Genomic DNA, 24,311 nt, shown 5'->3' with positions numbered 1-24,311 from the left:
GGACTGGCACGCGGGCGGCCGGCGACAGTCTTGGCAATGGATCATCGCGGCAGTTCCTCGCCGGCGGCCGACAGATATTTGCGAAGATCGAGAAGATCCAGCGTCAGCGCGCCTTGGCGCAGCCGGTCGCGCATCGCGATTTCCTGTGCAAGGCGCTCTCCGGCGCTTTCGAAGACGCGGCTAAGATCGACGCTCGCCACCGCGCACACCCCGTCGTCATCGGCGACCACAAGGTCGCCGGGCGCGATGCGGACGCCGCCGCATTGTACCGGGGCACCGATCGATCCGGCATGGATCTTGGTCGCGCCGCGGATGGCCAGGCCCCGGGCCCATACGGGAAAGCGCATCTTGTTTAGCTCTGCCGCGTCGCGCACGAAGCCGTCCACCACCACACCGGCAATGCCCCGGCATGCCGCCGCCTCGGCGAGGATGTCGCCCAGATAGCCGCAGGCCTCGCCATGACCAGACAGCACGATCACGTCGCCGGCCGCTGCCTCGGCCACCGCGCGGTGCAGCGCCAGATTGTCGCCGCGCTCGCAGCTGACGCAGAAGGCCGGACCGGCAATCGCGAGGCCTGGCACCATCGTCCGCACGCCCGGATCGAGATCGCCGATGCGCCCGTAAGCTTCATAGACGGTGGCCGCGCCAGCGCGGGCGAAGAACCGCAACTGCGATGCTTCAATCATCGATTTCCTCCATCAATTCTATGCGGCAGCCGGGTAGTGGTTCGAAAAAGGCGATCCGGCGATGGCCGAAGCCGCCACGAATCGTGGAGGGGCCCCAAATGAGCCTGGCGTTCCAGTCGGGATTTTCGAGAATGGCGGCAAGGCTCGGCACGGCAAAGCTTGCGTGCAGGAAGCCGCCGGCCGAAGGCGCGTTCTTTCCGTCATAGAGCGCGGTCTCGAAGAAATTGATGCTGATGCCGCCAAAGCGGGCTTCCAGGAACTGTTCGCCATCGATGTCGTGCATGGCCCGCTTCGACCAGCCGCCTGTGCTTTCAACCAGCGCCTCCGCTTCGGCCACGCTGCCGACGCGGAATGCGAGATTGATCAGTTTTGCCTCGCCGTCACTCATCTGGCGCCATCCTCCTTGGTCCGGGTTACCCATATCGACCGCCGGAATCTTGATCAATAGAAATTGTTTTATAAGAAAAAGAAATTGCGATCATCGCAAAAAGCCAACGAAATTGCTTGACAATCGGTGGCCCTGTGGCCTTACATCGAATTGTTAGGCATAAACGTTGTGTTAAAAACAACAATTGCTAACGACCTGAACAAGAATGGGAGACGATTTATGCGTGGTTCGATACTGGCTGCAGGCATTCTTGCGGCCGCGTTTGCCGGAACGGCGTCCGCCGATGAGGCAACGCTTACGCTCAACACGCCCGGCGGTGCCGTACAGGAAGGTGGGCGCGCCGTGCTCTGGGGGCCGGCTGCTAAGAAGCTCGGCGTCCAGGTGAAGGAAGAGACGGCCGACAACGCCCTCGACGTACTTCGGCTCGAGGTGGGCTCCAATTCGGTCAAGACCGATATCATCATCATGAGTGGCTACCAGGCGGCGATCGCCGGGGCCGAAGGCATGCTGGAGCCAATCGACTACAAGGCCGTCGACGCTTCCGAGTTCCTGCCGGGAACGGCGGCGCCCTATTGCGTCGGCATCTACGGCTACGCGGCGGTGATGGCATGGAACACCAAGACCTACGCCAAGGACGCGCCTTCGAGTTGGGCCGATTTCTGGAATGTCGAGAAATTTCCGGGCAAGCGCTCGATGCGTTCCGACGCGGAGGCGCAGGTCGAGATGGCGTTGCTGGCCGACGGCGTGGCGCCCAAGGATGTCTATAAGGTGCTGGGCACCGAGGACGGAATCAAACGCGCCATCGCCAAGATCGCAACGCTGAAACCCAGTATCTCCGTCTGGTGGTCTTCGGGTGCGCAGCATGGGCAGTTGATGAAGGACGGCGAGGTGGACATGACGACCGGGTGGAACGGCCGTTTCCAGACCGCCAAGGAAGCTGGGGGCCCCGTGAACTACACCTACAACCAGGGCATCCTGACTTACGACTGTTTCGCGGTGACCAAGGGCTCGACCCACAAGGCCGAGGCGATGAAGATGATCAACGAGATGTCGTCGGCGCAGTCGCAGGCCGGCCTCACCAAATACGTCTCCTACGGTCCGCTGAACCAGGGCGCCTACAAGACCGGCATCATCAGCAAGGAAGCCGAGGCCGTGCTGCCGACGAGCCCGGCCAATTCGGGCGCGATGATCGTTCAGGACATCGACTGGTGGGCGAAGAACAACGACCACGTCCAGCAGTTGTTCGAAGACATGATGACCGAATAGGCGCTGTCCCCTATGCTTCTTTCCCCGGCCTCCACCCGCAGCCAGACAGGTCATATGAGCAGTCGTTCCGCAGAATCGGTCCGCATCGAGGCCGTGTCCAAGATGTATGGCGATTTCCGCGCCCTCGACGATGTCAGCCTGACGGTGGAGGCCGGTGAATTCGTCGCCATTCTCGGTCCCTCGGGCTCAGGCAAGAGCACGCTCTTGATGGCCGTCGCCGGTTTCATCCGCCCCGATCGCGGGCGGATCTTCTTCGGCGACAGCGACATCGTCAGGCTTCCCGCCAATCAGCGCGGCTTCGGCGTCGTCTTCCAGAGCTATGCCCTGTTTCCGCATATGGACGTCATGGCCAATGTGACGTTTCCGCTGGAGGTTCGCGGCGTGCCGCAGGACGCGGCGCGCAAGCGGGCACTGGCGGCGCTCGACGTCGTCAAGCTTGGCGGCTACGGATCGCGGCGCATCGGCGAACTCTCGGGCGGCCAGCGTCAGCGCGTGGCGCTCGCCCGCGCCATCGTGTTCGAGCCCAAGGTGCTCCTGATGGACGAGCCGCTATCGGCCCTCGACAAGATCCTGCGCGAGGAGATGCAGATCGAAATCCGCGAACTGCACAACAAGCTGCAGATCACCACGCTCTACGTGACCCATGACCAGCGCGAGGCGCTGACAATCGCCGATCGCGTCGCCGTCATGGACAAGGGCAGGATCGTCCAGCTCGACAGTCCCGAAACCATCTACCGGCGGCCGACCAACGAGTTCGTCGCCCGCTTCATCGGCGAGGCGACCATATTGCCGTTGGCCGAGGCGCGCGGCGTTGTGTCTGGTGATCTCGGTGCGGTGGCGCCTTCGGCGCATGCGCTGATGGTGCGCAGCGAGGATTTCTGCCTGGCCAGGAGCGGCGACGAGAGCGACTGGTTCGCGATCGCCGGCCTGCTGCGAGGCGTCGTCTTCCAAGGCGACAGCTGGCTGCTGCAGGTCGACCTTGCCGGCGGGCAAGCCATCACGGCGCGCGCGCAAAAGCATTTCAGTTCCGAGGTCGCCGACCTCCAGGTGGGGCAGCCCATCGACCTGCACGTTCGGCGCGACCGCGTGCATTTCCTTCAGGTGTAGACATGTCCGCCCTGAATGCGACCATTCCGAACTCTGCGGCGCAAGCCGACAATGGCGGGCGGCTGGCATGGGACGCCAGGCTTGAGCGCTTCGTCTCCCTGGCCTTCACGCTGCCTTGCCTGGCGGTCGTGGCGCTTTGCGTCCTCGTACCCTGCGCCTGGCTGTTCTTCCTGTCGGCCTTCGGCGCCGACGGCAAGCCAAGTTTCGAGAACTACCAGCGCATCCTGGATGGAGCGAGCTACGCGCGCATCTTCGTCACGACCTTTCAGGTCGCGCTGGCAACGGTAGCCGCGTGCGTTGTGATAGGCGTGCCCTTCGCCACCTTCATCAACGGCCTGCCGCCCAGGCGCTCCGTGATCTTCCTGGCGGCGGTGTTGCTGCCGTTCTGGACCTCGCTGCTGGTGCGGGCCTATGCCTGGCTGGTGCTGCTGCAGCGCACCGGCATCGTCAATTCGATGCTGATGTGGCTTGGGATCACCAAGGCGCCGCTGGAGCTTGCCTTCAACCATTTCGCCACGGTGCTCGGCATGACCCACATCATGCTGCCGATCTTCATCCTTCCGGTGCTGGGGGCCATGCGCAACATCGACCGCGCGCTGATCCGCGCCGCGGCCAGCATGGGGGCGTCCAAGTCCTATACCTATCGCCGGATTTTCCTGCCGCTCGCCGTGCCGGGCATTGCGGCCGGCGCGATCCTCGTCTTTGTGATGAGCCTTGGCTTCTACGTCACGCCCGCCATCCTCGGTGGCGGCAACGTCAACGTCATCTCGATGCGCATCGCGCGCAGCCTGTCCAACTATTCCAACTGGGGCGCCGCCAGCGCGCTCGGCGTGCTGCTGCTGGTGTTCACGGCCTTGCTGTTCGCGCTGAGCTATGGGGTGCAGCGCGTCCTGCTTTCGCGGCAGAGGAGCTGACATGCTTGATGGGTTCGAGGACACGCCGCTTATCGAGCGACTGAAATGGCTGCTTGCCATTCTGCTGGTCGTGTTCCTGGCGGCGCCGTCCTTCATCGTCATACCGATGTCGTTTTCATCGTCGGATTTCCTGGCGTTTCCGCCGCCGTCGCTGTCGCTGCGCTGGTATCAATATTTTCTGGACTCCATCACCTGGACCCAGGCGGCGCGCGCGTCGCTCACCGCCGGTACGCTGACCACGCTGGTGTCGGTGCCGATCGGCATCTTCGCCGCCTACGGCGCCACGCAACTGAGCCAGCGCTGGCGGCTGCTGGTCAGCGGGCTCATCGTCCTGCCGGCAGTGATACCGTCGATCCTCATCGCCATCGGCCTGTTCTTCGTGCTGGCTCGCATCGGTATGGTCGGCACCATGACCGGGCTGGTGCTAGGCCATGTGGCGCTGGCGATCCCGGTGGTGTTCGTGGTGATGAGCGCCGCCTTCAGCCAGTTCGATTTCAGCCAGGAACGCGCCGCGCGCAGCCTGGGCGCGCGCTGGCACCAGGCCTGGCTCAGGGTCGTGCTGCCGCAAGTGAGTGGACCCATTGTCGCCTCCGGCCTGCTTGCCTTCGTCACTTCGCTCGACGAGGTGGTGGTGGCCATGTTCGTGTCCGGCGGCAACAATGCGACGCTGCCCAAGGTGATGTTCACCGCGCTGCGCGACAAGATCGACCCGACCATCGCCGTCGTGTCGACGGTGTTGCTGGTGGTCGCGACCTTGGCGGTGATCGTCATCCTGCGAAAGGGTGTGGCAGCGCTGAAGGCCTGAGGTCGCCCGAGTTCGGCGTGTTTGCAAAGTCATTGAGAAACAATTGTTGTCTTGGGGAGCTTGTCAGTGTCTGGCGGACCTCGGGCGATCGGATCGACAATCTGGCGTCACGGTGTGTTCGTACTGCCAGCATTTGCGCAGGGCTCGACCAGACGCGCCCGGTTTGTTCGTTTGACAGGTGAGGGCCGACAGCCTATTCCATTGTTTCATAATCAAACTTTCGGGAGACAATGTTGGACAATCCGAACCCCGCGCACGAGGGCGAGAGTCCGGCCGGCCACATCCAGAGCCTCGAAAAAGGCCTGCGGATCCTCGACGAGATCATCGAGGCGCCGGCGCCGCTCAAGCTGTCGGATATTGTACGGCGCTTCAACATGGATCGTGCGTCCGCCTTTCGTTTCCTGCAGACGCTCGAGCATCGCGGCTTCCTGCGCAAGGACACCACGACCAAGGAGTATGACGTCGGCGGCCGCATCTACTATTGGGCGTCGCGGCTGCGCGAGAAAACGCGGCTGATCGATTCCTTCCACGACCAGTTGCAGCGGCTGGCCAGCATCACCCAGCAGACCACGCATCTGGGGCTGTTTGTCAACGACCGGGTGCTGCTGGCCGACTTCGCGCTGTCGGATTCGATCATCTCGATCCGCCATTGCATCGGCGTTCTCGAGCCGCTCTACAGTTCCGCCGTGGGCAAGGCCGTGCTCGCCTTCCTGCCGCAGGAACAGCGCGAGACGCTGATCAACAACATCGAGTTCGTCCGCCTTACCGGCAACACCATCATGAACGCGGATGCACTGCGCATCGATCTGGCGGTCACGCGCGAGCGCGGCTATGCAATCGACGCGAACGAGACCCATGAGGGGCTGACCTGCGTCGCCCGCCCGATTTTTGGCAAGGACAACATTCCCGTCGCCTCGATCGGCATCACCTGCGTGACGGCGCTGGTGGGCGCGGAGCCCGGCAGGTTCGAGCATCTGATCCATTCCATCCAGGCGATGGGCAACGAGATCACCACGAATCTTGCCGTGTAGCACGCGCGCCCTGCACGCCCGCGATCAGGCTGCCGCCTTGCGGTAGAGGAAGAGGGTGGCAAGCCGGTTCTGCTGCGACTGTTCCTGCTCGTTCTCCAGCCGGCGCAAGGGGGTCTCGAAGGCCGACAGGTCAAGCTGCGTGGCATCGGGATGGTCGATCTCGAACAGATTGTCCGAGGGATCACGCACGAACATCTGTAATTCGCCCGACGGCAAAAGCCACAGGTCGGCATAGCGTGTGCCTTCCTCGAAAGCGCCCCGCGCCTGCAATGCCCGGTAGGCGCCCATGAAGTCGGCCACCTCGACCGCGAAATGCTGGTAGGTGCGCACGCCAGCGGTCGGGCCGACCTGCTGGAGGTGGAGCTGCAAATTGCCGAGCCGCATCCAGCACACCGGGAAGCCGAAATTCGGCGCCTGTACGCGCTCGCATCCCAGCACTTCGCGATAGAACGCCTCCGACTCCGCAAGGTCGTGGGCGGGAATGCTGACATGGTTCAGCGTGGCTGACTGCGGTCGTTGGCTCATCATTCGCTCCTCCGGGCGGGTGCGGCCGTTCGTCGGCCGAAATCCCCGGCAACATCGCGCAACTCACAATAAATATCAACAATTATTGTTACATAAGATACATCAGAGAAGTCGCCAAAGGGTCGATAAGCGAGGGTTTCGTTATGGAACCCTATGTTCGCCTTGAAAATTTGATACAGTTGTTGTTCTGTACGATATGCGTATCCGCAATGTGGATGGCCAAAAGGTGAAGAGGGATTTCATGAGGCGGTGTCTGATCATTTCCGGAGGCTATGCGCCGCATCGCGCCGTCGAGGCTGGCGAGCGCGTCAGGTTGATGCTCGAGGAAGACGGATTCGCCGTGACGCATAGCGAAACGCTCAGTGCCTATGACCTGGAAGATCTCGCCGGCTATGACCTGATCGTTCCCAACTGGACGGTGGGCCAGATGAGTGTCGACACCTCAAAGAAGCTCTGGGCGGCAATCTGGTCGGGTGTCGGACTTGGGGGCTTCCATGGCGGCATGGCCGACGGATTCCGTGACAACGACCGGTTCCGCTACATGGTCGGCGGCGCCTATGTGCGCGAACCCGGCGGCATAAAACGCTATACGGTTGAGATCGCACGCCGGGACGACCCGATCATGGCTGGTATTTCCGACTTCGAATATCATTCTGAGCAGTACTACATGCATGTTGATCCGGCGAACGAGGTGCTGGCGACCGTCCGTTTCACCGGCGAGGACTATCCCTGGATCGACGGCGTGGTTATGCCGACAGTTTGGAAAAAGCCGTTCGGCCACGGCCGTGTCTTCTTCAGCGCACTCGGACATGTCCCGGAGGAATTCGACAATCCGTCCATGGGTACTATCCTGCGGCGAGGGCTGAATTGGGCCAGCCGCACGAGGTCTCGGCCTCAGTAGGTAGAACCGTCGCGCGGCGCTCGTTGCCGTAAGCCGATGCACGGGCGGTAGACAACGATCACCATCGCCAGCCGCCAAGGCACTGACGTGCGCAAGCCGGCGCCATCCATTGCGCGGAAACCCAGCCGGACTAGTCGCGCGTCGCTTCGATAATTTCTAGTAAGCAATCGCCAGCTTGCGTGCCGCTGATGCCCAGATCCCGCACGCTGTTCATATGGTTCCGATCTTTCAGGGACAGGTTGCGGACACCGAGCCCGTGCGCGCGCAATCGCGTGGCGAAATCAGCCGCCTGCTTTTGGAATGGCGGCGTTTCTTGGGCGCCTACCACGATCGTCACGTCGGTATCAGGATCGTGTTGCCGCGTCATTGGCGTGAAGGCTAAAGCCTCCTCGTCGGTGATGCCGATTAGTGGCTTGAGGAAAGACGTCTGCAGGGGCTTCAGGTCGTAGAGGCCACTCAGCAGCAGCACTGCGCGGATGTGTGACGGCGCCGGCGTCTTTTCGAACAGGAATGTCGCCAGATGCGCCCCGGCGGAATGGCCGCTGAGGCTTATCCGGCCTGGGTCGCCGCCATGGCCAGCGATGTGGTCCAGCACCCATTGCTTGGCGCGCCGGACCTGATCGACGATAGCCGCCATCCTGACCTCGGGCATCAGCGCATAATCGACGATCACCGCGATCGCGCCAGCCTTGGTCACGGTATCCGCAACATAGGAATAGTCGGCTTTGGAGAACATGCGCCAATAGCCGCCATGGATGAAGATATGAACCGGAAGATTGCTGCCCCGGCCGGGCGGAAAAAACAGGTCGAGCTTCTCGGCAGGGTGCTCGCCATAGGCGAGATCGCCCGCCATGGCCAGCGTCGCCCGGGTCGCGGCGCTGCGCGCGACGATATCGGCCACGATGTCATCAAAATCGGCAACGTGGTCGCGGGTGCGGAAGGGGTCTTTCTGCATGGGAGCCCGATCAGAAGGTGACGGCGATGTATTTCGCCTCCATGAATTCAGCGATGCCGTGATGCTGACCGCCTTCACGGCCAAGGCCGCTTTGCTTGACGCCGCCGAAAGGCGCCGCTGGATCGGACATCAGCCCGCGGTTGAGCCCTATCATACCGGCCTCGATACCCGACGCCACACGCATTCCACGTCCCACATCGCGCGTATAGATATAGGCGGCAAGGCCATATTCCGTGTCATTGGCATATGCGATGGCCTGCGCCTCGGTTTCGAACATGGTGATGGGCGCCACCGGCCCGAAGATCTCCTCATGCGCCATTTCGGCTTCGGGCGATACCGCCGACAGTACGGTCGGTGGATAGAAAAAGCCTTCGCTGTCCAAAATCGAGCCGCCGCAAAGCACCTTGGCTCCCCGCTCCACCGCGTCCTTGACGAGACGGTCGATCTTGTCCACGGCCTTTTTTGTGATCATCGGGCCGCACTCGGTATCGGCATTGGTGCCCGCTCCCACTTTGAGCGCCGCCATGCGTTTGGAAAGCCCGTCAGCGAACCGTTCGTGGATGCCTGACTGGACATAGATGCGGTTGGCGGCGGTGCATGCTTCGCCGGCATTGCGCATCTTGGCGATCATTGCACCGTCGAGCGCCGCATCAAGATCAGCATCGTCGAACACGACGAAGGGCGCATTGCCGCCGAGTTCCATCGAACAGGAAATGACATGCTTGGCGGCCTCGCCGAGCAAGGTTCGGCCGACCCCAGTGGAGCCGGTGAAGGAGAGCTTCCTGACACGCGGATCGGCCAGCATGGCCGATGTCAGCGGACCAGGACTGGTCGTGGTGAGGACGTTGACGACGCCGGCCGGCACACCGGCCTCACTGTAGAGCGCGGCCAAAGCGTAGGCCGTCAGTGGCGTTTCGCTGGCGGGTTTCAGGATGACCGTACAACCTGCCGCCAGTGCCGGCGCAATCTTGCGGGTGGCCATCGCGGCGGGAAAGTTCCAGGGCGTGATCAGCACGCAGATCCCGATCGGCTCATAGTCGACCACGATCCGGTTGGTGCCGGAGGGGGCGGTGCCGAATTCGCCGGTGATCCGGACCGCTTCTTCGGCGTTCCACCGAAAGAACTCGGCCGCATACGCCACCTCGCCACGCGCGTCCCGCAACGCCTTGCCGTTCTCCAGCGAGATCAGCATGGCGAGCGTTTCAGACCGTTCGACCATGAGTTCGAAACAGCGCCGAAGGATTTCCGAGCGTTTGCGCGGCGCCGTCTCTCGCCATCCCTTGGCAGCCCTGGTCGCGGCCTCGACGGCAGTTGTGGCATCCTCGAGCGTTGCATCGGGAACCGCTGCGATCACGGCCCCCGAGGACGGATCGACCACATCGATGAGCCGGCCATCGGAAGAGGGGCGCCACGTGCCGTCGATGTAGAGCCCGTGCGAAAACCGGCGCACGTCATAGCCATCCTGGTCGATTTGCTGGGCAAGGTTCATCGTCTTGTTCCGTTCGTTCAATTGGCGCAGGCCGCGAGGTCGCCATCGTGGGCTGCCTGAACCAGGCGTCGCATGGTGGCGAGATCGAATGGGCGCGGATTGTTCTTGATGAGGCGGTCGATGCCGAGCGCCTGCTCGGCGGTCCAGTCTAGTTTATCAGCGGGTAGGCCAAGATCCGCCAGCGTCGAGGTGATGCCGATCGCCGCGAACAGCCGCCTGATCTCCTCTATGGCAGCGCCGGCCTGCTCGTCTTCACTGCGCCCATCCGCGGAGAGCCCGAGCGCGCGACCGATCTCGGCCATTTCGGCGGCGGCCACACGTCTGTTGTAGGTCATGACGTAGGGCATCATGGTTGCCACACCCAAGCCGTGCGCGGTGTGCGTGAGCGCCCCGGCGGGATATTGCACGGCATGCGCCGCCGCCGTTCCGGCGGTGCCGAATGCACACCCTGCCGCCAACGCGCCCATCATCACATCGGCACGCGCATCGGCATCGGTGCCGTCCGTGCAGGCTTTCTGCAGACTGCGCCCCAGCAGCTCTATGGCCAGCAGCGCGAAATGATCGGTCAACGCCGTCTTGCCGATGAACACGTGCTTTTGCGGCAGGTCCGGGTCCTCGCCGCGCCGCATGGCGGTGAAGGCCTCGATTGCGTGTGTCAATGCGTCGGCGCCGGCGATCGCTGTCAGCCCGGGCGGACAGGTCATCGTCAGGTCGGGATCGCACAAGGCAACCGCGGCGATCAGATACGGGCTCGATATGCCGACCTTGAGCGTCCGGTCGGGATCGGAGATCACCGCGACCGGCGTCACTTCGGAGCCGGTGCCCGCTGTGGTGGGCACGGCGATCAGCGGCAGCGTGGGACCGGGCACCTTGAACTCCCCATAATAGTCCTGGAGTTTGCCGCCATGGCTGAGCAGCAAGGTGGTGCATTTGGCAAAGTCGAGGCAGCTGCCACCGCCGATGCCGATCACCATATCGGGCCGGAACCCCATCGCCTCGTCGACGCAGATGCTGACGGTTTCACGCGGCACGTCGGGAAGGACGCGGTCATGCACCAGCACCTCCATTGAGGCATCCTGGAGCGATTTGACGACCTCCGCGAACACCGCTGTGCCGGCGAAGCGCTCATCGGTACAGACCAGCGCGCGCCGCCCGAACCTGCTGGCGACTGCCGGCAGCGCATGACGCTGGCCTTTGCCGAAAAGGATTTCACGCGGAAGCCGGAGGGCGGCGAAGAGGCTCATGATGATCTTTTGTCCTTTGACGGCGGCTCAACTGGGAACTGGGAAAGGCTATCGCGACGGATCCGCCATCTGTCCGCACAGGCTCTTGGACGCCCTGCAGCACCCTCGTGACGGTTCAAAAAACATATCCGCTTTAAAATCGTATAGGATATAGGATTGCATCGGCCAGAGCATCGTGTTAGCAGTCCTCACTGTCAAGAGGCAAAAAGATGCAGACCGCGAACTTAACCGACACGACTGAAACGACCGCTGGCGGCGGTCGCATCCAGCGTTCCAACAGCTTGGTCGAGGATGTCTACGAAGCGATTTTCGCTCAGCTTATGGCGCTGAAGATCGCGCCGGGTTCACGCATCACCGTCGATAGCCTGGTCAAGGAATTCAACGTCTCGCACACGCCGATCCGGGAGGCGCTCGGCCGCCTCGAGGGTGAAGGCCTGGTGCTCAAGACGCATCTCATTGGTTACCGAGCGGCACCCCAGATTACCCGTCGCCGTTTCGATGAATTGTACGAGATGCGCCTTCTGCTTGAACCGCATGCCGCGGCGAAAGCCGCCGCTGCCATGGACGAAGCGAAGCTCAACACTTTGCTGGAAGCGGCCGGCGTGATGTCACGGCGCGAAGGCAAGGACGATCGCCTGCGCTATTCGAATTTCGCCCGGCAGGACGCGATCTTCCACGACAAGATCATGGAGTTTTCCGAAAACGAACTCATTCGGGAGACGTTGAGCCACCAGCACACCCACTTCCACATCTTCCGCCTGATGTACCATTCCCGCGTGACCGAGGAAGCGCTCGACGAACACGAGGCGATTCTCGCCGCATTCGGTCGGGCCGACCCGGACGCCGCCCAAGAGGCTATGCGCGTCCATATCGAGCATTCCCGCGATCGCTTGCTTCCGGCATTCGATTGAGGCTGGAACCGATGTCCATTGCCGCCAATATCGCAGGGGAGGGAGGAAGCACGCTGCCCTCTGGTGACATGCCGGGCGCCGTCGAGCCGGTGCTGAGCGCCGCGCACCTGTCGAAACAATACGGCCCGGTGACGGTGCTCGCGGACGTCACGCTCGACGTCCTGCCCGGTGAGATCCACGCCATCATCGGCGAAAACGGGGCCGGCAAGTCGACATTGATGAGGCTGCTGTCCGGCTATGTCGAGCCAAGCAGCGGCACCTTGTCGATGAACGGCCACCCCGTGAAATTCACCAAACCCAGCCAGGCCCAGGATGCCGGCATCGCGCTGGTGCATCAGGAGATCCTGCTCGCCGAGGCGTTGACGGTGGCGGACAATCTGTTTCTCGGGCGTGAGCTTTCGCGCGGCCCGGTCGTCGACGACCGTACCATGCGGCGGCTGGCGGCCGAGAAGCTGGCGCAGATCGGCTGTTTCGTATCGCCGACCGCGTTGGTGCGCGACATCTCGCTGGCCGACCGGCAGATGGTGCAGATCGCCCGCGCGTTGCTCGACGACTACAAGGTGGTGATCTTCGACGAACCGACCGCCGTGCTGACCGGCGGAGAGGTCGAACGGCTGCTGGAAATCGTTCTGCAGTTGAAGGCCCACGGCACCGCCGTGCTCTATATCAGCCACCGGTTGGACGAGGTGCAAAGGGTCGCCGACAAGGTGACCGTGCTGCGCGACGGCAAGATGGTGGGCACCTATCCCGGCAAGACGCTGAACCAGATGGACATGGCGCGCCTCATGGTCGGGCGTGAACTGGCCGCGCTCTACCCCGAAAAGATCGGGGCATCATCCGATATCCCGATGCTGAGTGTCAGGAACGCCACCGTTCCCGGCTATGCCGAGGATGTATCGTTCACGGTCCACAAGGGCGAGATACTCGGCTTTGCCGGGATGGTCGGCGCCGGCCGCACCGAGCTGTTCGAGGGTATCGTCGGCCTGCGCCCGGCAACCGCGACGGTCGAGCTCGAGGGCAAGCCGGTCCACTTCCAGTCGCAGCGCGCCGCGATCGACGCCGGCATCGGCTACCTGACCGAGGACCGCAAGGGCAAGGGATTGCTGCTGCAGGAGCGCCTGGCACCCAATCTGACACTCTCCGCGCTCGGCGTCTTCCATCCCGGCCTTTCGATAGGCCGCCGACGCGAAACGGAGGCCTTGGAAAAGGCCGTCGAGACCTATGACATCAGGGTGAAAAGCCCGGCCGCAAAGGCGGCCCAACTCTCGGGCGGCAACCAGCAGAAACTGCTTCTGGCCAAGATCCTTTTGACCAACCCGTCGGTGGTCATCATCGATGAGCCGACGCGCGGCATCGATATCGCCAACAAGGCGCAGATCTACGCCTTCATCCACGGCCTGGTCGCCAAGGGGAAGGCCTGCATCGTCATCTCCTCGGAGATGCAGGAGCTGATCGGCATCTGCGATCGCATCCTGGTGATGCGTGAGGGGCATGTCACCGGGGAAGTCAGCGGCGCCGAAATGACTGAAAGCAATGTGGCGCTGCTGGCAACCAGCGGCCCGAAGCCGGGGCCAAAGGCCAAGGGAGAAACAGAATGGCTGTCATGACCGGATCCCCGACGACGCGCCGGATCAGCGATTTGAATCTCACCTGGACCGACGTCGGACCTTTCCTGGCATTGGCTGCCCTGCTCGTGGCGGGCTTTCTTATCAATCCGGACTTTCTCTCGGCCACCAACCTTGCCAACGTGATCACCCGCAGCGCCTTCATCGCGATCATCGCGGTAGGTGCGACGTTCGTGATCTCGTCGGGAGGGCTTGATCTTTCCGTCGGCTCGATGGCCGCTTTCGTCACCGGCATCACCATCATGTTCATGAACGCGATGGCACCGCATGCCGGCCTGTGGGCCATTCCCGCCGGAATGGTCGTTGCGATCCTGGTCGGGTTGCTGTGTGGGCTCGCCAACGGGCTGATCGTCACGGTCGGCCGGATCGAGCCGTTCATCGCGACGCTTGGCACGATGGGAATTTTCCGGGCGCTGATCACCTATCTGACCGACGGCGGCACGATCCCGATCGACCGGTCGCTGCGCGACGCCTACCGACCTGTCTATTTCGGTACGGTCGCCGGTATTCCGATCCCGATCCTGATATCCATCGCGGTTGCGGCCGTCGCATCCTTCATCCTCTACAAGATGAAATACGGACGCAAATGCGCGGCTGTAGGCGCCAATGAGGATGTCGCGCGCTATTCCGGCATCTCGGTCATCAAGACGCGCACCATCGCCTACATCGTCCAGGGCGCGTGCGTGGCGATCGCCGCGATCTGCTACGTGCCGCGCCTTGGCGCCGCCACGCCGACCACCGGACAGCTCTGGGAATTGCAGGTGATCACCGCCGTGGTGATCGGCGGCACCGCATTGCGCGGCGGCAAGGGCCATGTGTGGGGAACAGTCGCAGGCGCGGTCATCCTGGAACTGATCGCCAACCTGATGGTGCTGTCGGACTTCGTTTCCGAGTACCTCGTGGCCGCCGTTCAGGGCGTCATCATCATCATCGCCATGCTCATCCAGCGGTTTTCCAATTCGAAATAGCCTCGTGTCCGGACCACGCGGGAGCCAGGTTTTTGTAGGTCCAATGGGAGAAGAGAATGTTGAGTAGAAAATGGATCGCGGCGGCCGCCCTTGGCTCGCTGCTGCTGGCCGGCCAGGCCATGGCACAAGACAAGAAGGTCGTCGCGGTGTCGATACCGGCGGCCGACCATGGCTGGACCGCGGGCGTCGTCTATCATGCCCAGCAGGCCGCCAAGGAAATCAACGCGGCATTCCCCGGCGTGGAAGTGGTCGTCAAAACGTCGCCATCGGCCGCCGAGCAGGTCAGCGCGCTCGAGGATCTGTCCGCCAGCCGCAAACTGGATGCCTTGGTCATCCTGCCATACAGTTCGGAAGAACTGACCCAGCCGGTCAAGGCCATCAAGGGCGCGGGGACCTTCATCACGGTTGTCGACCGGGGGCTGACCGATTCCTCGATTCAGGACCTCTATCTCGCCGGCGACAACATCGCGGTGGGCTCCAATACCGCGAAGTTCATGATCGACAAGCTGGGTGGCAAGGGCGATCTCGTGGTGCTGCGCGGCATTCCGACGGTCATCGATGACGAGCGCATCAAGGGCTTCCAAGACACGATCAAGGGCACCGGACTGAAGGTGCTGGACATCCAGTACGCGCATTGGAACAGCGACGAGGCCTTCAAGCTGATGCAGGACTACCTGGCCAAGTATCCGCATATCGATGCGGTCTGGGCCAATGACGACGACATGCTGCTTGGCGTGCTCGAGGCCGTGAAGCAATCGGGCCGGACAGATATCAAGCTGGCCCTCGGTGGCAACGGCATGAAGGACATCGTCAAGAAGGTGATCGACGGCGACGCGATGACGCCGGTCGAGACCCCATACCCGCCGTCGATGATCAAGACGGCGATCTACATGACCGTTGCCAATCTGATTGGCCAGGCACCTGTCCGCGGCACCGTCAAGCTCGATGCGCCGCTGATCACCCAGGCCAATGCCAAGGAATACTATTTCCCTGACTCGCCATTCTGATCCGATCCGATTCCCATAAGGGCAAGGCGCGATCTGCGCCTTGCCGAGCCAAAACCGAGAGGAAGAGCCATGCCAGGCAAGAAGATACTGATGCTGACCGGTGAGTTCACCGAAGAATACGAAATCTTCGTCTATCAGCAGGCGATGGAAGCCGTGGGTCACACGGTCCACGTCGTGTGCCCGGACAAGAACGCTGGAGACGTGATCAAGACCTCGCTGCACGATTTCGAGGGCGACCAGACCTATACCGAAAAGCTCGGCCACTACGCGTTGATCAACAAGACGTTTTCCGACGCCGAGAAGCAGCTCGACCAGTACCACGCGGTCTACTGCGCTGGCGGTCGTGGCCCCGAGTACATCCGCACCGACAAGCGCGTTCAGGCGATCGTGCGTCATTTCCACGAAGCCCAAAAGCCGATCTTCACGATCTGCCATGGCGTTCAGATTCTCATTGCAGTCGATGGCGTCGTGCGCGGCAAGAAGGTTGGTGCATTGGGGGCCTGCGAGCCGGAAGTCACACTCGCCGGCGGCACCTACATCGACCTGTCTCCGACGGAGGCCTATGTCGACGGGACGATGGTTTCAGCCAAAGGCTGGACGGCCTTGGCAGCCTTCATTCGGGAATGCCTGAAAGTGCTCGGCACGGAAATCCGGCACAACTAAAGATAGTCTGAGCAGAAAGTACTTGGAGCGGTTCACCCATCCTGGTTTGAGCTTGCACCGCTCCAAGTGCACAAAGCTCTGGTCGAGACGCTACATACACTCGATCCTGATGGCTCCGCACGGTACCTTCGCGACTTTGTAGCCTGCAAATATTCGGTCGCGCGCTGCTCGAAGAAGTTAGCGCGCGACCAGTCCTCGGCGTCGTTCACACGGTCGTGGATCGATTACTGCTCCTTCTTGAACAAATCCTGGAAGATGAGCTGGCCCCAAGTGCGGCCGCGTGCGTGCACCAGCGCGCCACCCTCGTCGAGCTTTCCCAGCTTGACGGGTGCGTACCCGAGTTGTTTGGCCAAATCCGCCACGGGAGCGGTCGCGTCCTCATCGTCGCTCGACAGAAAGACGACCCGGTGGCCGCCTTCGACGACCGGATCGGTGGCCAGGGTGGCTGCGATCAAGTGATTGAAGCCTTTCACGAACTTGGCGCCAGCGAACGACTTCGCAACGAAGGCGGAGGACGGGAGGCCGTCCAGTTCCTCAAGGGGGACTAACGCGTTCATCGCATCGATGACCGTCTTGCCTTTCCAACTCGGCAGGGCTTTCGCAATCTCGCGATGTTCCCCGAACGGGACCGCCAGGATGATTGTGTCGGCCTCGAGCGCATCCCGCAGCGACTTGGCGACGACCGTGGGTCCAATCGCCCGGGCTTGCGGCGCCAACGCCTCGGGCGGCCGGCGGCTCGCGACGGTCACGTCGATGTTCCTACGGGCGAAGGCGTGGGCGAGGGCTTGGCCTATCTTACCGAATCCTACAATCGCATAGCTCATAATGTTTCTCCGATCTGTGTTGGTATTGATTCCCTGGCCTTCAACGGCGCTGGGCCGGCGCGATTTCAGATGGCCGAGAAGCCGCCGTCGACAGACAACTCCACCCCATTCACGAAGCTCGAATCGTCTGAAGCAAGAAACAGCGCGACCGCCGCAATTTCCTCGGGACGCCCCATCTTTCCCCGCGGGATCAGGGATTCGAACATCCGCCTCGCCTCCTCGGTGAGAACTTGGTCCTGCATCGGTGTGGCGATCGGCCCCGGGCTCAGCACGTTCACGCGGATATTCCTGCCCTTCAATTCGTTGAGCCAAGTGCGTGCGAATGAGCGCAGCGCCGCCTTGCTCGCCGCATACACGCCGTAACCCGGAAAACCTTTCACCGAAGCAACTGACCCGGTCATGAAGATCGATCCGCCATCGTTGAAGAGCGGCAACGCCTTCTGAACCGTAAACAGCGTGCCGCGCGTATTCAGGTTGAAGGCCGCATCGAAGTGCTGCTCGGTAATCTTGCCGAGTGGGACGGCTTCGCCCGTGCCGGCGCTCGCATACAGGACGTCGATCTTGCCCTTTACCTGCTTGACCGTATCGAACAGGCGGTCGAGGTCCTCGAGATTGGCCGCGTCGCCACGCACGCCGGTCACGTTCCGGCCGATCAGCTTGACCGCCTCGTCCAGCGCCTCTTGTCTCCGGCCCGTGATGAAAACATAGGCGCCTTCTTCAACGAACCGCTTGGCGCTCGCCAGCGCCATCCCGCTCGATCCACCCGTGACGACTGCAACCTTACCGTCTAGCTTTCCCATGACTTTTCCTTTCAGGCTCTGCCTTTGGTCGTTCGGGAAGAACCCCGAGAGCCTGGAAATAAGTCTGCCGACGTCAGGCGTTGAGTGCGGAAGCACGCACATCGGTGGTGCGAAATCGATCCGGCTGGACCAATGACGCCAGGAGCGACGATCGGCACCGCCGTTCGGGATTGGGCCGTACTTGCCGGCTTGGGCTACGATGGCCATCGTGCTGCCCACAGACGAGATACGGTTCGATGTATTAGATTTGGGCTTTGGAAGGCGCACCGCGCGGTGCGAGATTGCACCATGATCGACTGGGATGACGTTCGCTACTTTCTTGCCGTCGCGCGCGGCGGCTCGGTGCGGTCCGCCGCCGAGCGCCTCGGTGTGAACCACTCGACCGTGCTGCGACGCATCGCCCAACTCGAGGAACGCCTCGGGGCGCACATGTTCGAGAAGCTGCCCTCGGGCTACCGCCTGACGGCCGCGGGGGAGGAGGTCCTCGAGCTCGCTGCCCAGATGGAAGCGTCGTCGCACCAGCTGGAGACGCGCGTCTTTGGCCGCGACCAGAGCGTGCGCGGGCTTCTGCGGGTGACGCTGGCACCGCCCCTCGCGACACACCTGCTCATGCCGGACTTCGCCGATTTCGCGCGTCTGCATCCGGACATCGAGATGGAAATCCTGTCGTCCGGCGAGCTGGCGAACCTGACCAACCGAGAGGCCGACGTGGCGATCCGTGTCGTCTACGACCGCAAGACCCTGCCGCTCAATCTTCACGGCCTGAAGGGACCGGAGCTGTTCGGCGGTATCTACATATCCCGCGATCGACTAGCCGCGTGGCGTGCGGGCGCGCCTGATCCCATCCGGTGGATCGTCATAAGCATTCATGGAATTCCGGACTGGGCCCACGAGGGTGAGGTTCGCACCGCCGAGGTTCCGTTCAGGGTCACGGATGCCGAGGCGCAGGTCGTCGCGGTGCGGCAGGGGCTCGGGATGACGACGCTGCCGTGCTTCGTCGGAGATGCCGACCCGCTGCTGGTGAGGGTGCCGGGCACCAACCTGCACATGTACGGAACGCTCTGGCTTCTCACGCAGGGGGAGACACGCAAGACGAAGCGCGTGCGGCTCTTCACCGAGTTCGTATCCGGCAGGCTCGCCGCGTACGGGCCGCTTCTGGCGGGGCTGTCCATATCGCGCGACTGATGCGCCGCGCGCAGATCGGTGGGTCCGTTCTGCTTTTCTCCATCAAACAGCGATCAGGGCGAGACGGTTGCCTGCGACTGCACGTCAAAATCGACCTGACATCTCTGGCCTGCCGGAATTTGGTCATCGGGATTGGGAAGTTCCAATCGAACCCCGAACGTACCGCTGGCGGCGTCGAAGACCTTGTCCACCACGGTGACCGCTGCTCCACGCCTTTGCTGGTCAGGCTGGTTGAGGATGATCGAGCCGTGAGTCCCGACGATGATCTTGCCCCACAGATCGACGGGAACATAGGCCTCGATAAACAGGGGATCGATCTGCACGATCGTCATGATAGGGCTGTCCTGGCGGACGAATTCACCGGCGCGCAGGCTCTGTTCGGCGACAAATCCCTTGATTGGGCTGCGGATGCTTTGCCGATCAAGCAGTGCCTGCTGGCGCTGAAGCTCGATCTGCGCGAGCAGTATCTTGCGCTTCTCGGTGTCGAGGTCGCGCTTGGCGATCTCGACATTGGCTTCCAGCTCCTCGACCTTCGAGGTGGCGACGGATCCTGAGTTCACCAGCTTCTTCGAGCGGGACAAATCTGCTTCGGCCAGCGTCAGCCGTGTCTGCTGCGCCTGCACGGCCTCGTCGGCCTCCGCCTGCGCCTTGGCAAGCGCGACATTGGCCTCCTCCACCGTCGATTCCAGCTTCGCCACCACGTCGCCAGGCAACACGAGGGCGCCGCGACCGACAGCGACAGACGCCAATAGACCGGTGACCGGAGTACCGATCTGGACGCGCTGCGCCGGCTCGGCGACGCAGTCGAACGTCATGGCTCTGACGGCGGTGACGGCAACGGAAAGAAGGGCGGCTGCAACGGCGACGATTGGCTTCATTGGTTCACTCTGGACGGCCGGAGAAGGCGAGGGTGCGGCTTTGTTTTTCATCGGAAGCCAACAGGTCCTTGCGCATGCCCGCATGCACACGTTCGGCACGGCGCTGGGCGTGGCGCAGCAACCAGCGCGACGGCCTTTCGCCGAGGATCGGAGCAGCTGCCCGGGCGAGGTTCTTGAACGCCCGGCTGGCTGCAAATTCGACAAGGGGATCGTCGAGCGATAGGATCGCCTGGAAGCAACCCGGTTGGCCTTGCCGGCCGCTGCGGCCGGCGAGCTGGTCATCGATGCGGCGCGCCTCGTGGCGCTCCATCATGATGACGTGCAATCCGCCGAGTTCCTCGACGCCTTCGGCCAGATGGATATCGGTGCCGCGCCCCGCCATGCTGGTGGCGACCGTGATGCGGCCGAGTTCGCCGGCCTGCGCGACGATGGCGGCTTCCGCGCTGTCCTGCGCGGCGTTGAGAACAAGGTGCGGAAGTCCGGCATTGGCAAGATGCTCGCTGGCGATCATCGAGCAAGCCACGGAGCCTGTGCCGATCAGAACCGGCACGCCACGTGCGTGCAGCTCGGCGATGCGGTTGACCGCGAGCCCCCATTTGGCCTCTTCGTCGGGCAGTACCCGATCGATCAGGTTCTTGCGCCGCCTCGGCCGGTGCGTGGGGATCGCCACCACCGGTAGCCGATAGACATTCCAGAATTCACGGGCGACCTGACGTGCCGTTCCTGTCATGCCGGAAAGATGTGCGTAGCGGCGGAAGAAGCGCTGATACGTCATGCGGGCTATGGTGGTGCGCCGCGCCGAGGGCTTGCAGCCCTCCTTGACCTCGATCATTTGGTGCAGCCCGTCGGTCCAGGCGCGGTCAGGCATCAGGCGACCGGTGTGCTGGTCGATGATCTGCACCTTGCCGTCACGGACGAGATACTCCTCGGCGCGGTGAAAAAGATGCAGCGCCGACAGTGCCTGGCGTGCGAATTCCTCACGGACGATGACACCGCGCCATTCCTTGCCATGGGCCTCGGCGAACTCGGCGACACGTTCGCGCCCGGCATCGGTCAACACCACTCGCTTCTGTTCGGTCAAAAGCAGATAGTCGGTACCCGCTTCCAGCGTGGCGGCGAGTTCCAACGCCTCCAGCGCCGCCTCCGCCGAAATTTCGCCCTTCGCTTCGCCCGAAATGACCAGCGGCGTTCGAGCCTCATCGACCAGCACGCTGTCGGCCTCGTCGACAATTGCAAAATGCAGGCCGCGCAGGCGCAATTTCTTCGAGCGTGGTGTCTCGTCCTGCAGGCCCTCGAGCTTCAACCGCAGGTTCCCGTCGCGTTGGCCGAGCACGATGCGGTCGCGCAGGTAATCGAATGCCAGTTCCTTGTTGGTGCAATAGGTGATGTCGGCACCATAAGCCGCCTGCCGTTCCTGCATCGATTGGCCGCTGACGACGACGCCGACGGACAGGCCGAGCGCATCGTAGATCGGCTGGGTGAGCTCGGCGTCACGCTTGGCGAGGTAATCGTTCACGGTCACGACATGAACCGGCATGCCGGCGAGCGCCGCCGTGCCGGCAGCCAACGCCGCCGTCAGCGTCTTGCCTTCGCCTGTGGCCATCTCGGCGAGGTAGCCGCGGATCATCGCATATGCGCCGATCATCTGGACGGGGTAGTGGCGCCTGCCGCTCAAACGCGCCGACAGCTCGCGGATGATTGCAAAACATTCGGCGACGGTTTCTTCCGGAAAGCCGCGCCTGCGCCTGAGCGACACCGACACATGCCGCGCTCGCAGGCGAAGCGCTTCGTCCGACAACGCCCGCATCTCGCCGTCGAACGCATCTGCCTTGGGCACGATATCGGCGAGCCGGCGGGCACGGCGCCCGGAGCCCGCGACGACGCCATAGGCAAGGACACGCGAGGCGAATTCATCGAGTGGCGCCCGCTTGGCATCTTCCCGTTCGGCATAGAGGATCGGCAGCGGCGGCCTGATCAGAGCGGCGTCAGACATTGAAGCGGCTCAGGAAGGTCTGGCGCACGGTGCGCACCCAGCGCCAGATCAGCGGCTCCCTGCCGTGGTCGAAGCGAACGAAGACGCGGCTGCCCAGAAGCAGATGCTCGCCTGCCCGCTGGGGGGCTATGTCGAAAACGAACAATCCTTCCAGCGCACGCGGCTTGCCGCTGGCGTCGTTTCCAGACCGCATGGCGACGGTTCCACCGCCTTCCACGGAAAGCGCCAGGCTTGGCAGATCGAACTGGGCTGCCGGAACTTCCCGGCTGATACGGGCCGGCACCGGCCTTCCGGACTCGCCCGCGTACCGGACCTCGACGCCGTCAGTGCGCGCGCGCACCAGATCGACCTCGCTTTGCGGCACGATCACGCGCAACTGCGGCGTGGCGGTCGAGACGACATAACCGACCAGGTCGCCCTGGTTGAGGAACCGGCCGGGCAGATTGGCCGCCTTTGGCAGGATGAATCGTCCCGCGTCATGGGCGCTCACCACCAGTCCGTCACGCCGCTGCTTTACCGAGGCGAGCACGCCCTCCATGTTTTTTATCTGCTCGAGCAGGACGTCCGCCTCGACGCGATCGGAAAACCGCACCGCCTCGTAACGCAGTTGCAACTCGTGCCGCTGCGCCTCGATCAGCGCGACGCGGCCGCTGATGCCTGGATCTTCCAGCCGCAGCAGCGGCGTTCCGGCCGAAACCATCGTGTCCGGCGCGGTGAGAATTTCGGTGACGATACCGGCGGTGTCGGCCCGCACTTCGGCGCGGTCCGGTATCCAGACCACACCCTGCGCCACCGTGCCGTATGGCATGGGCACGAACAGTACGAGCGTGGCGAGCCCGGCAACGGCGGTTCCGCTCAATGCGATGGCGCGACCGCGCTGGCCTTGCAGGCGAGGCGTCGTCATCAGGAATTTCAGGCCCTTGAAGATCGGCATCACCACGGTGCCGAAAACCGTGAACAGGGCGAGCAGGACGCCGATGAAGAACAGCTTGGTGGCGACCAGCAATGCGATGGTGAGGCTGAGCATTATGCGGTAGCAAAAGGACAGCACGGCGTAGCCGAACAGCCATTTGCGTTCACCCGGCGCCGAGGCCGGATTGTCGATATTCGTGATCCCCAGAAGGTAATGCTGGACGAGATACCAGAAGTACCGATTGGCGCGGGTGCCGAGGTTGGGAACCTCGATCAGATCGGCGAAAATGTAGTAGCCATCGAAGCGCAGCAGCGGGTTGCCGTTGAAGAACAGCGTCGAGATGCCGCCGATGACCATGACGTTGAAGGCGGCGGCGCGGGCAAGGCCAGGCTCCGCGTTGACCCAGAAGATCATGGCGGCGGCGGCCAATGCGAATTCGACCATGATGCCTGCGCTGCTGACGACCACGCGGCGCCATTTCTCGCGGAAGGCGGTCGATGCGGTTGCATCGACATAGGGCGCCGGAACGAAAATGAGCAGCATCAGCCCGACTTCGTGCACCGCGCCGCCCCACGCTTTGGTGGCGTAGGCGTGGCCGGCTTCGTGGAACGTCTTGACCAGCGGGTAGATGGCGATGATCAAGGCGACATTGCCGGCGCTGAGCAGGCGATCCGATGCATCGGAGCTCAGTTCGGACCAATGAAGCACCGCCAACGCAATGCCGGTTCCGACCAGCGCCAGCCATGCGATCAAGCCATAAATTGTGAACAGCGGCCGAACCAGCGGCATGGTGAGATCGAGCCACCGGTCAGGATCGAACAGCGGCATGCGCAGCGCCATCGGGTTGCGCAGCTTGTTGATCACCTCGTTGCGCGCCTGCTTGGCGGAGCGGTCGGTCAGTTCCTGGAAATCGGGCGGCAGCTCGCCCTGCAGAAGGTCTGAGGCGTGCAGTTCGGCAAGCAGGTGGATGGCCTCATCCTGCGTCGGCGGGTCGTCGCCGGCGCGTCGCCCGACGAGATCCCATATCTCGTGCAAGGTGCGCCTGCCGTCCATGAGCGAGATCATCAGATTGGCGGACGCCGACAGCCGGTGGAAGCGCCCGGTCTGGTGATCCTGCAAGACGTACCAGATCTCGCCTCGGAATTTCTGCCGGTGAATCTGGGCATGCCTGCGTAGCCTGACCTTCAGCTCGGCGACGCGATACCAGGACGGGCTGAACAGCGACTTGGCCAC

At 62.9% G+C, this 24,311-nt stretch carries 23 protein-coding genes; 12 read left to right on the top strand and 11 right to left on the bottom strand.

Annotated features, from left to right (window positions below; translation table 11 throughout):
* Nucleotides 1-41: 41 nt before the first annotated feature.
* Both AC07UC_RS29980 and AC07UC_RS29975 read right to left on the bottom strand, forming a co-directional pair.
* Entirely contained in the window at nt 42-686 is a 645-nt protein-coding gene (locus tag AC07UC_RS29980) for a 4-carboxy-4-hydroxy-2-oxoadipate aldolase/oxaloacetate decarboxylase (protein WP_494908370.1), read from the bottom strand.
* On the bottom strand, nt 679-1,074 hold the full coding sequence (locus AC07UC_RS29975; RefSeq protein WP_494908369.1) for a hypothetical protein: 396 nt from the start codon (nt 1,072-1,074) through the stop codon (nt 679-681). The genes AC07UC_RS29980 and AC07UC_RS29975 overlap by 8 nt, the downstream gene beginning before the upstream one ends.
* 219 nt (nt 1,075-1,293) lie before the next feature.
* On the opposite strand from AC07UC_RS29975, the gene AC07UC_RS29970 reads away from it, so the two are divergent.
* The 5 genes from AC07UC_RS29970 (at nt 1,294) to AC07UC_RS29950 (ending at nt 6,197) form a co-directional block, all read left to right on the top strand.
* On the top strand, nt 1,294-2,340 hold the full coding sequence (locus AC07UC_RS29970; protein WP_494908368.1) for an ABC transporter substrate-binding protein: 1,047 nt from the start codon (nt 1,294-1,296) through the stop codon (nt 2,338-2,340).
* Between the two features lie 54 nt (nt 2,341-2,394).
* Complete coding sequence (locus AC07UC_RS29965) at nt 2,395-3,447, top strand: ABC transporter ATP-binding protein (protein ID WP_494908367.1); 1,053 nt, start codon at nt 2,395-2,397, stop codon at nt 3,445-3,447.
* A 2-nt stretch (nt 3,448-3,449) separates the two neighbouring features.
* The gene (locus AC07UC_RS29960) at nt 3,450-4,361 is read left to right on the top strand and encodes an ABC transporter permease (RefSeq protein WP_494908366.1); all 912 of its coding nucleotides are present in this window, start codon (nt 3,450-3,452) and stop codon (nt 4,359-4,361) included.
* Between the two features lies 1 nt (nt 4,362).
* Nucleotides 4,363-5,166 (top strand): ABC transporter permease, encoded by an 804-nt coding sequence (locus AC07UC_RS29955; RefSeq protein WP_181180078.1) that lies wholly within the window; start codon nt 4,363-4,365, stop codon nt 5,164-5,166.
* Between the two features lie 230 nt (nt 5,167-5,396).
* Complete coding sequence (locus AC07UC_RS29950) at nt 5,397-6,197, top strand: IclR family transcriptional regulator (protein ID WP_140775097.1); 801 nt, start codon at nt 5,397-5,399, stop codon at nt 6,195-6,197.
* A gap of 24 nt (nt 6,198-6,221) precedes the next feature.
* Here the strand turns inward: AC07UC_RS29950 and AC07UC_RS29945 are convergent, their stop codons facing one another.
* Nucleotides 6,222-6,722, bottom strand: coding sequence for a VOC family protein (locus AC07UC_RS29945; RefSeq protein WP_181180079.1), 501 nt, complete (start codon nt 6,720-6,722; stop codon nt 6,222-6,224).
* 241 nt (nt 6,723-6,963) lie between these two features.
* On the opposite strand from AC07UC_RS29945, the gene AC07UC_RS29940 reads away from it, so the two are divergent.
* Entirely contained in the window at nt 6,964-7,623 is a 660-nt protein-coding gene (locus AC07UC_RS29940; protein ID WP_494908365.1) for a ThuA domain-containing protein, read from the top strand.
* A gap of 130 nt (nt 7,624-7,753) precedes the next feature.
* Here the strand turns inward: AC07UC_RS29940 and AC07UC_RS29935 are convergent, their stop codons facing one another.
* Genes AC07UC_RS29935 through AC07UC_RS29925 form a run of 3 tightly spaced genes read right to left on the bottom strand, consistent with a single transcriptional unit; the run spans nt 7,754 to nt 11,311 of the window.
* The gene (locus AC07UC_RS29935; RefSeq protein ID WP_494908364.1) at nt 7,754-8,578 is read right to left on the bottom strand and encodes an alpha/beta hydrolase; all 825 of its coding nucleotides are present in this window, start codon (nt 8,576-8,578) and stop codon (nt 7,754-7,756) included.
* Nucleotides 8,579-8,588: 10 nt separating this feature from the next.
* Nucleotides 8,589-10,067, bottom strand: coding sequence for an NAD-dependent succinate-semialdehyde dehydrogenase (locus tag AC07UC_RS29930; RefSeq protein ID WP_494908363.1), 1,479 nt, complete (start codon nt 10,065-10,067; stop codon nt 8,589-8,591).
* A gap of 17 nt (nt 10,068-10,084) precedes the next feature.
* Nucleotides 10,085-11,311 carry an iron-containing alcohol dehydrogenase gene (locus AC07UC_RS29925; protein WP_494908362.1) on the bottom strand — a complete coding sequence of 409 codons (1,227 nt, stop codon included), beginning with the start codon at nt 11,309-11,311 and terminating at the stop codon, nt 10,085-10,087.
* Nucleotides 11,312-11,520: 209 nt separating this feature from the next.
* Here AC07UC_RS29925 and AC07UC_RS29920 point away from each other — a divergent pair, with 209 nt between their 5' ends.
* From AC07UC_RS29920 to AC07UC_RS29900, 5 genes are all read left to right on the top strand, one after another.
* Nucleotides 11,521-12,222 carry a GntR family transcriptional regulator gene (locus tag AC07UC_RS29920; RefSeq protein ID WP_140775113.1) on the top strand — a complete coding sequence of 234 codons (702 nt, stop codon included), beginning with the start codon at nt 11,521-11,523 and terminating at the stop codon, nt 12,220-12,222.
* Between the two features lie 11 nt (nt 12,223-12,233).
* On the top strand, nt 12,234-13,829 hold the full coding sequence (locus AC07UC_RS29915; RefSeq protein WP_494908361.1) for a sugar ABC transporter ATP-binding protein: 1,596 nt from the start codon (nt 12,234-12,236) through the stop codon (nt 13,827-13,829).
* Nucleotides 13,817-14,815, top strand: coding sequence for an ABC transporter permease (locus tag AC07UC_RS29910; protein WP_056565103.1), 999 nt, complete (start codon nt 13,817-13,819; stop codon nt 14,813-14,815). The genes AC07UC_RS29915 and AC07UC_RS29910 overlap by 13 nt, the downstream gene beginning before the upstream one ends.
* 56 nt (nt 14,816-14,871) lie before the next feature.
* Nucleotides 14,872-15,822, top strand: a complete 951-nt coding sequence (locus AC07UC_RS29905; RefSeq protein ID WP_140775115.1) for a substrate-binding domain-containing protein — start codon at nt 14,872-14,874, stop codon at nt 15,820-15,822.
* Between the two features lie 69 nt (nt 15,823-15,891).
* Nucleotides 15,892-16,485, top strand: coding sequence for a DJ-1/PfpI family protein (locus tag AC07UC_RS29900; protein WP_056565099.1), 594 nt, complete (start codon nt 15,892-15,894; stop codon nt 16,483-16,485).
* A gap of 224 nt (nt 16,486-16,709) precedes the next feature.
* Here the strand turns inward: AC07UC_RS29900 and AC07UC_RS29895 are convergent, their stop codons facing one another.
* Both AC07UC_RS29895 and AC07UC_RS29890 read right to left on the bottom strand, forming a co-directional pair.
* Nucleotides 16,710-17,309 carry an NADPH-dependent F420 reductase gene (locus AC07UC_RS29895; RefSeq protein ID WP_494908360.1) on the bottom strand — a complete coding sequence of 200 codons (600 nt, stop codon included), beginning with the start codon at nt 17,307-17,309 and terminating at the stop codon, nt 16,710-16,712.
* A 65-nt stretch (nt 17,310-17,374) separates the two neighbouring features.
* Entirely contained in the window at nt 17,375-18,109 is a 735-nt protein-coding gene (locus tag AC07UC_RS29890; protein ID WP_494909008.1) for an SDR family NAD(P)-dependent oxidoreductase, read from the bottom strand.
* 288 nt (nt 18,110-18,397) lie between these two features.
* Here AC07UC_RS29890 and AC07UC_RS29885 point away from each other — a divergent pair, with 288 nt between their 5' ends.
* Nucleotides 18,398-19,294 carry a LysR family transcriptional regulator gene (locus AC07UC_RS29885; RefSeq protein ID WP_494908359.1) on the top strand — a complete coding sequence of 299 codons (897 nt, stop codon included), beginning with the start codon at nt 18,398-18,400 and terminating at the stop codon, nt 19,292-19,294.
* Nucleotides 19,295-19,347: 53 nt separating this feature from the next.
* Here AC07UC_RS29885 and AC07UC_RS29880 read toward each other — a convergent pair whose 3' ends face one another.
* Genes AC07UC_RS29880 through AC07UC_RS29870 form a run of 3 tightly spaced genes read right to left on the bottom strand, consistent with a single transcriptional unit; the run spans nt 19,348 to nt 24,311 of the window.
* Entirely contained in the window at nt 19,348-20,172 is an 825-nt protein-coding gene (locus AC07UC_RS29880; protein WP_494908358.1) for an efflux RND transporter periplasmic adaptor subunit, read from the bottom strand.
* A 4-nt stretch (nt 20,173-20,176) separates the two neighbouring features.
* On the bottom strand, nt 20,177-22,165 hold the full coding sequence (locus tag AC07UC_RS29875; protein WP_494908357.1) for a preprotein translocase subunit SecA: 1,989 nt from the start codon (nt 22,163-22,165) through the stop codon (nt 20,177-20,179).
* The gene (locus tag AC07UC_RS29870) at nt 22,158-24,311 is read right to left on the bottom strand and encodes a PqqD family peptide modification chaperone (RefSeq protein ID WP_494908356.1); all 2,154 of its coding nucleotides are present in this window, start codon (nt 24,309-24,311) and stop codon (nt 22,158-22,160) included. The genes AC07UC_RS29875 and AC07UC_RS29870 overlap by 8 nt, the downstream gene beginning before the upstream one ends.

This window comes from Mesorhizobium sp. GW821-FHT04C10, assembly GCF_059420305.1.
Note: the sequence above shows the minus strand (reverse complement) of the source record. Positions and strands in the feature narration are given on the sequence as shown.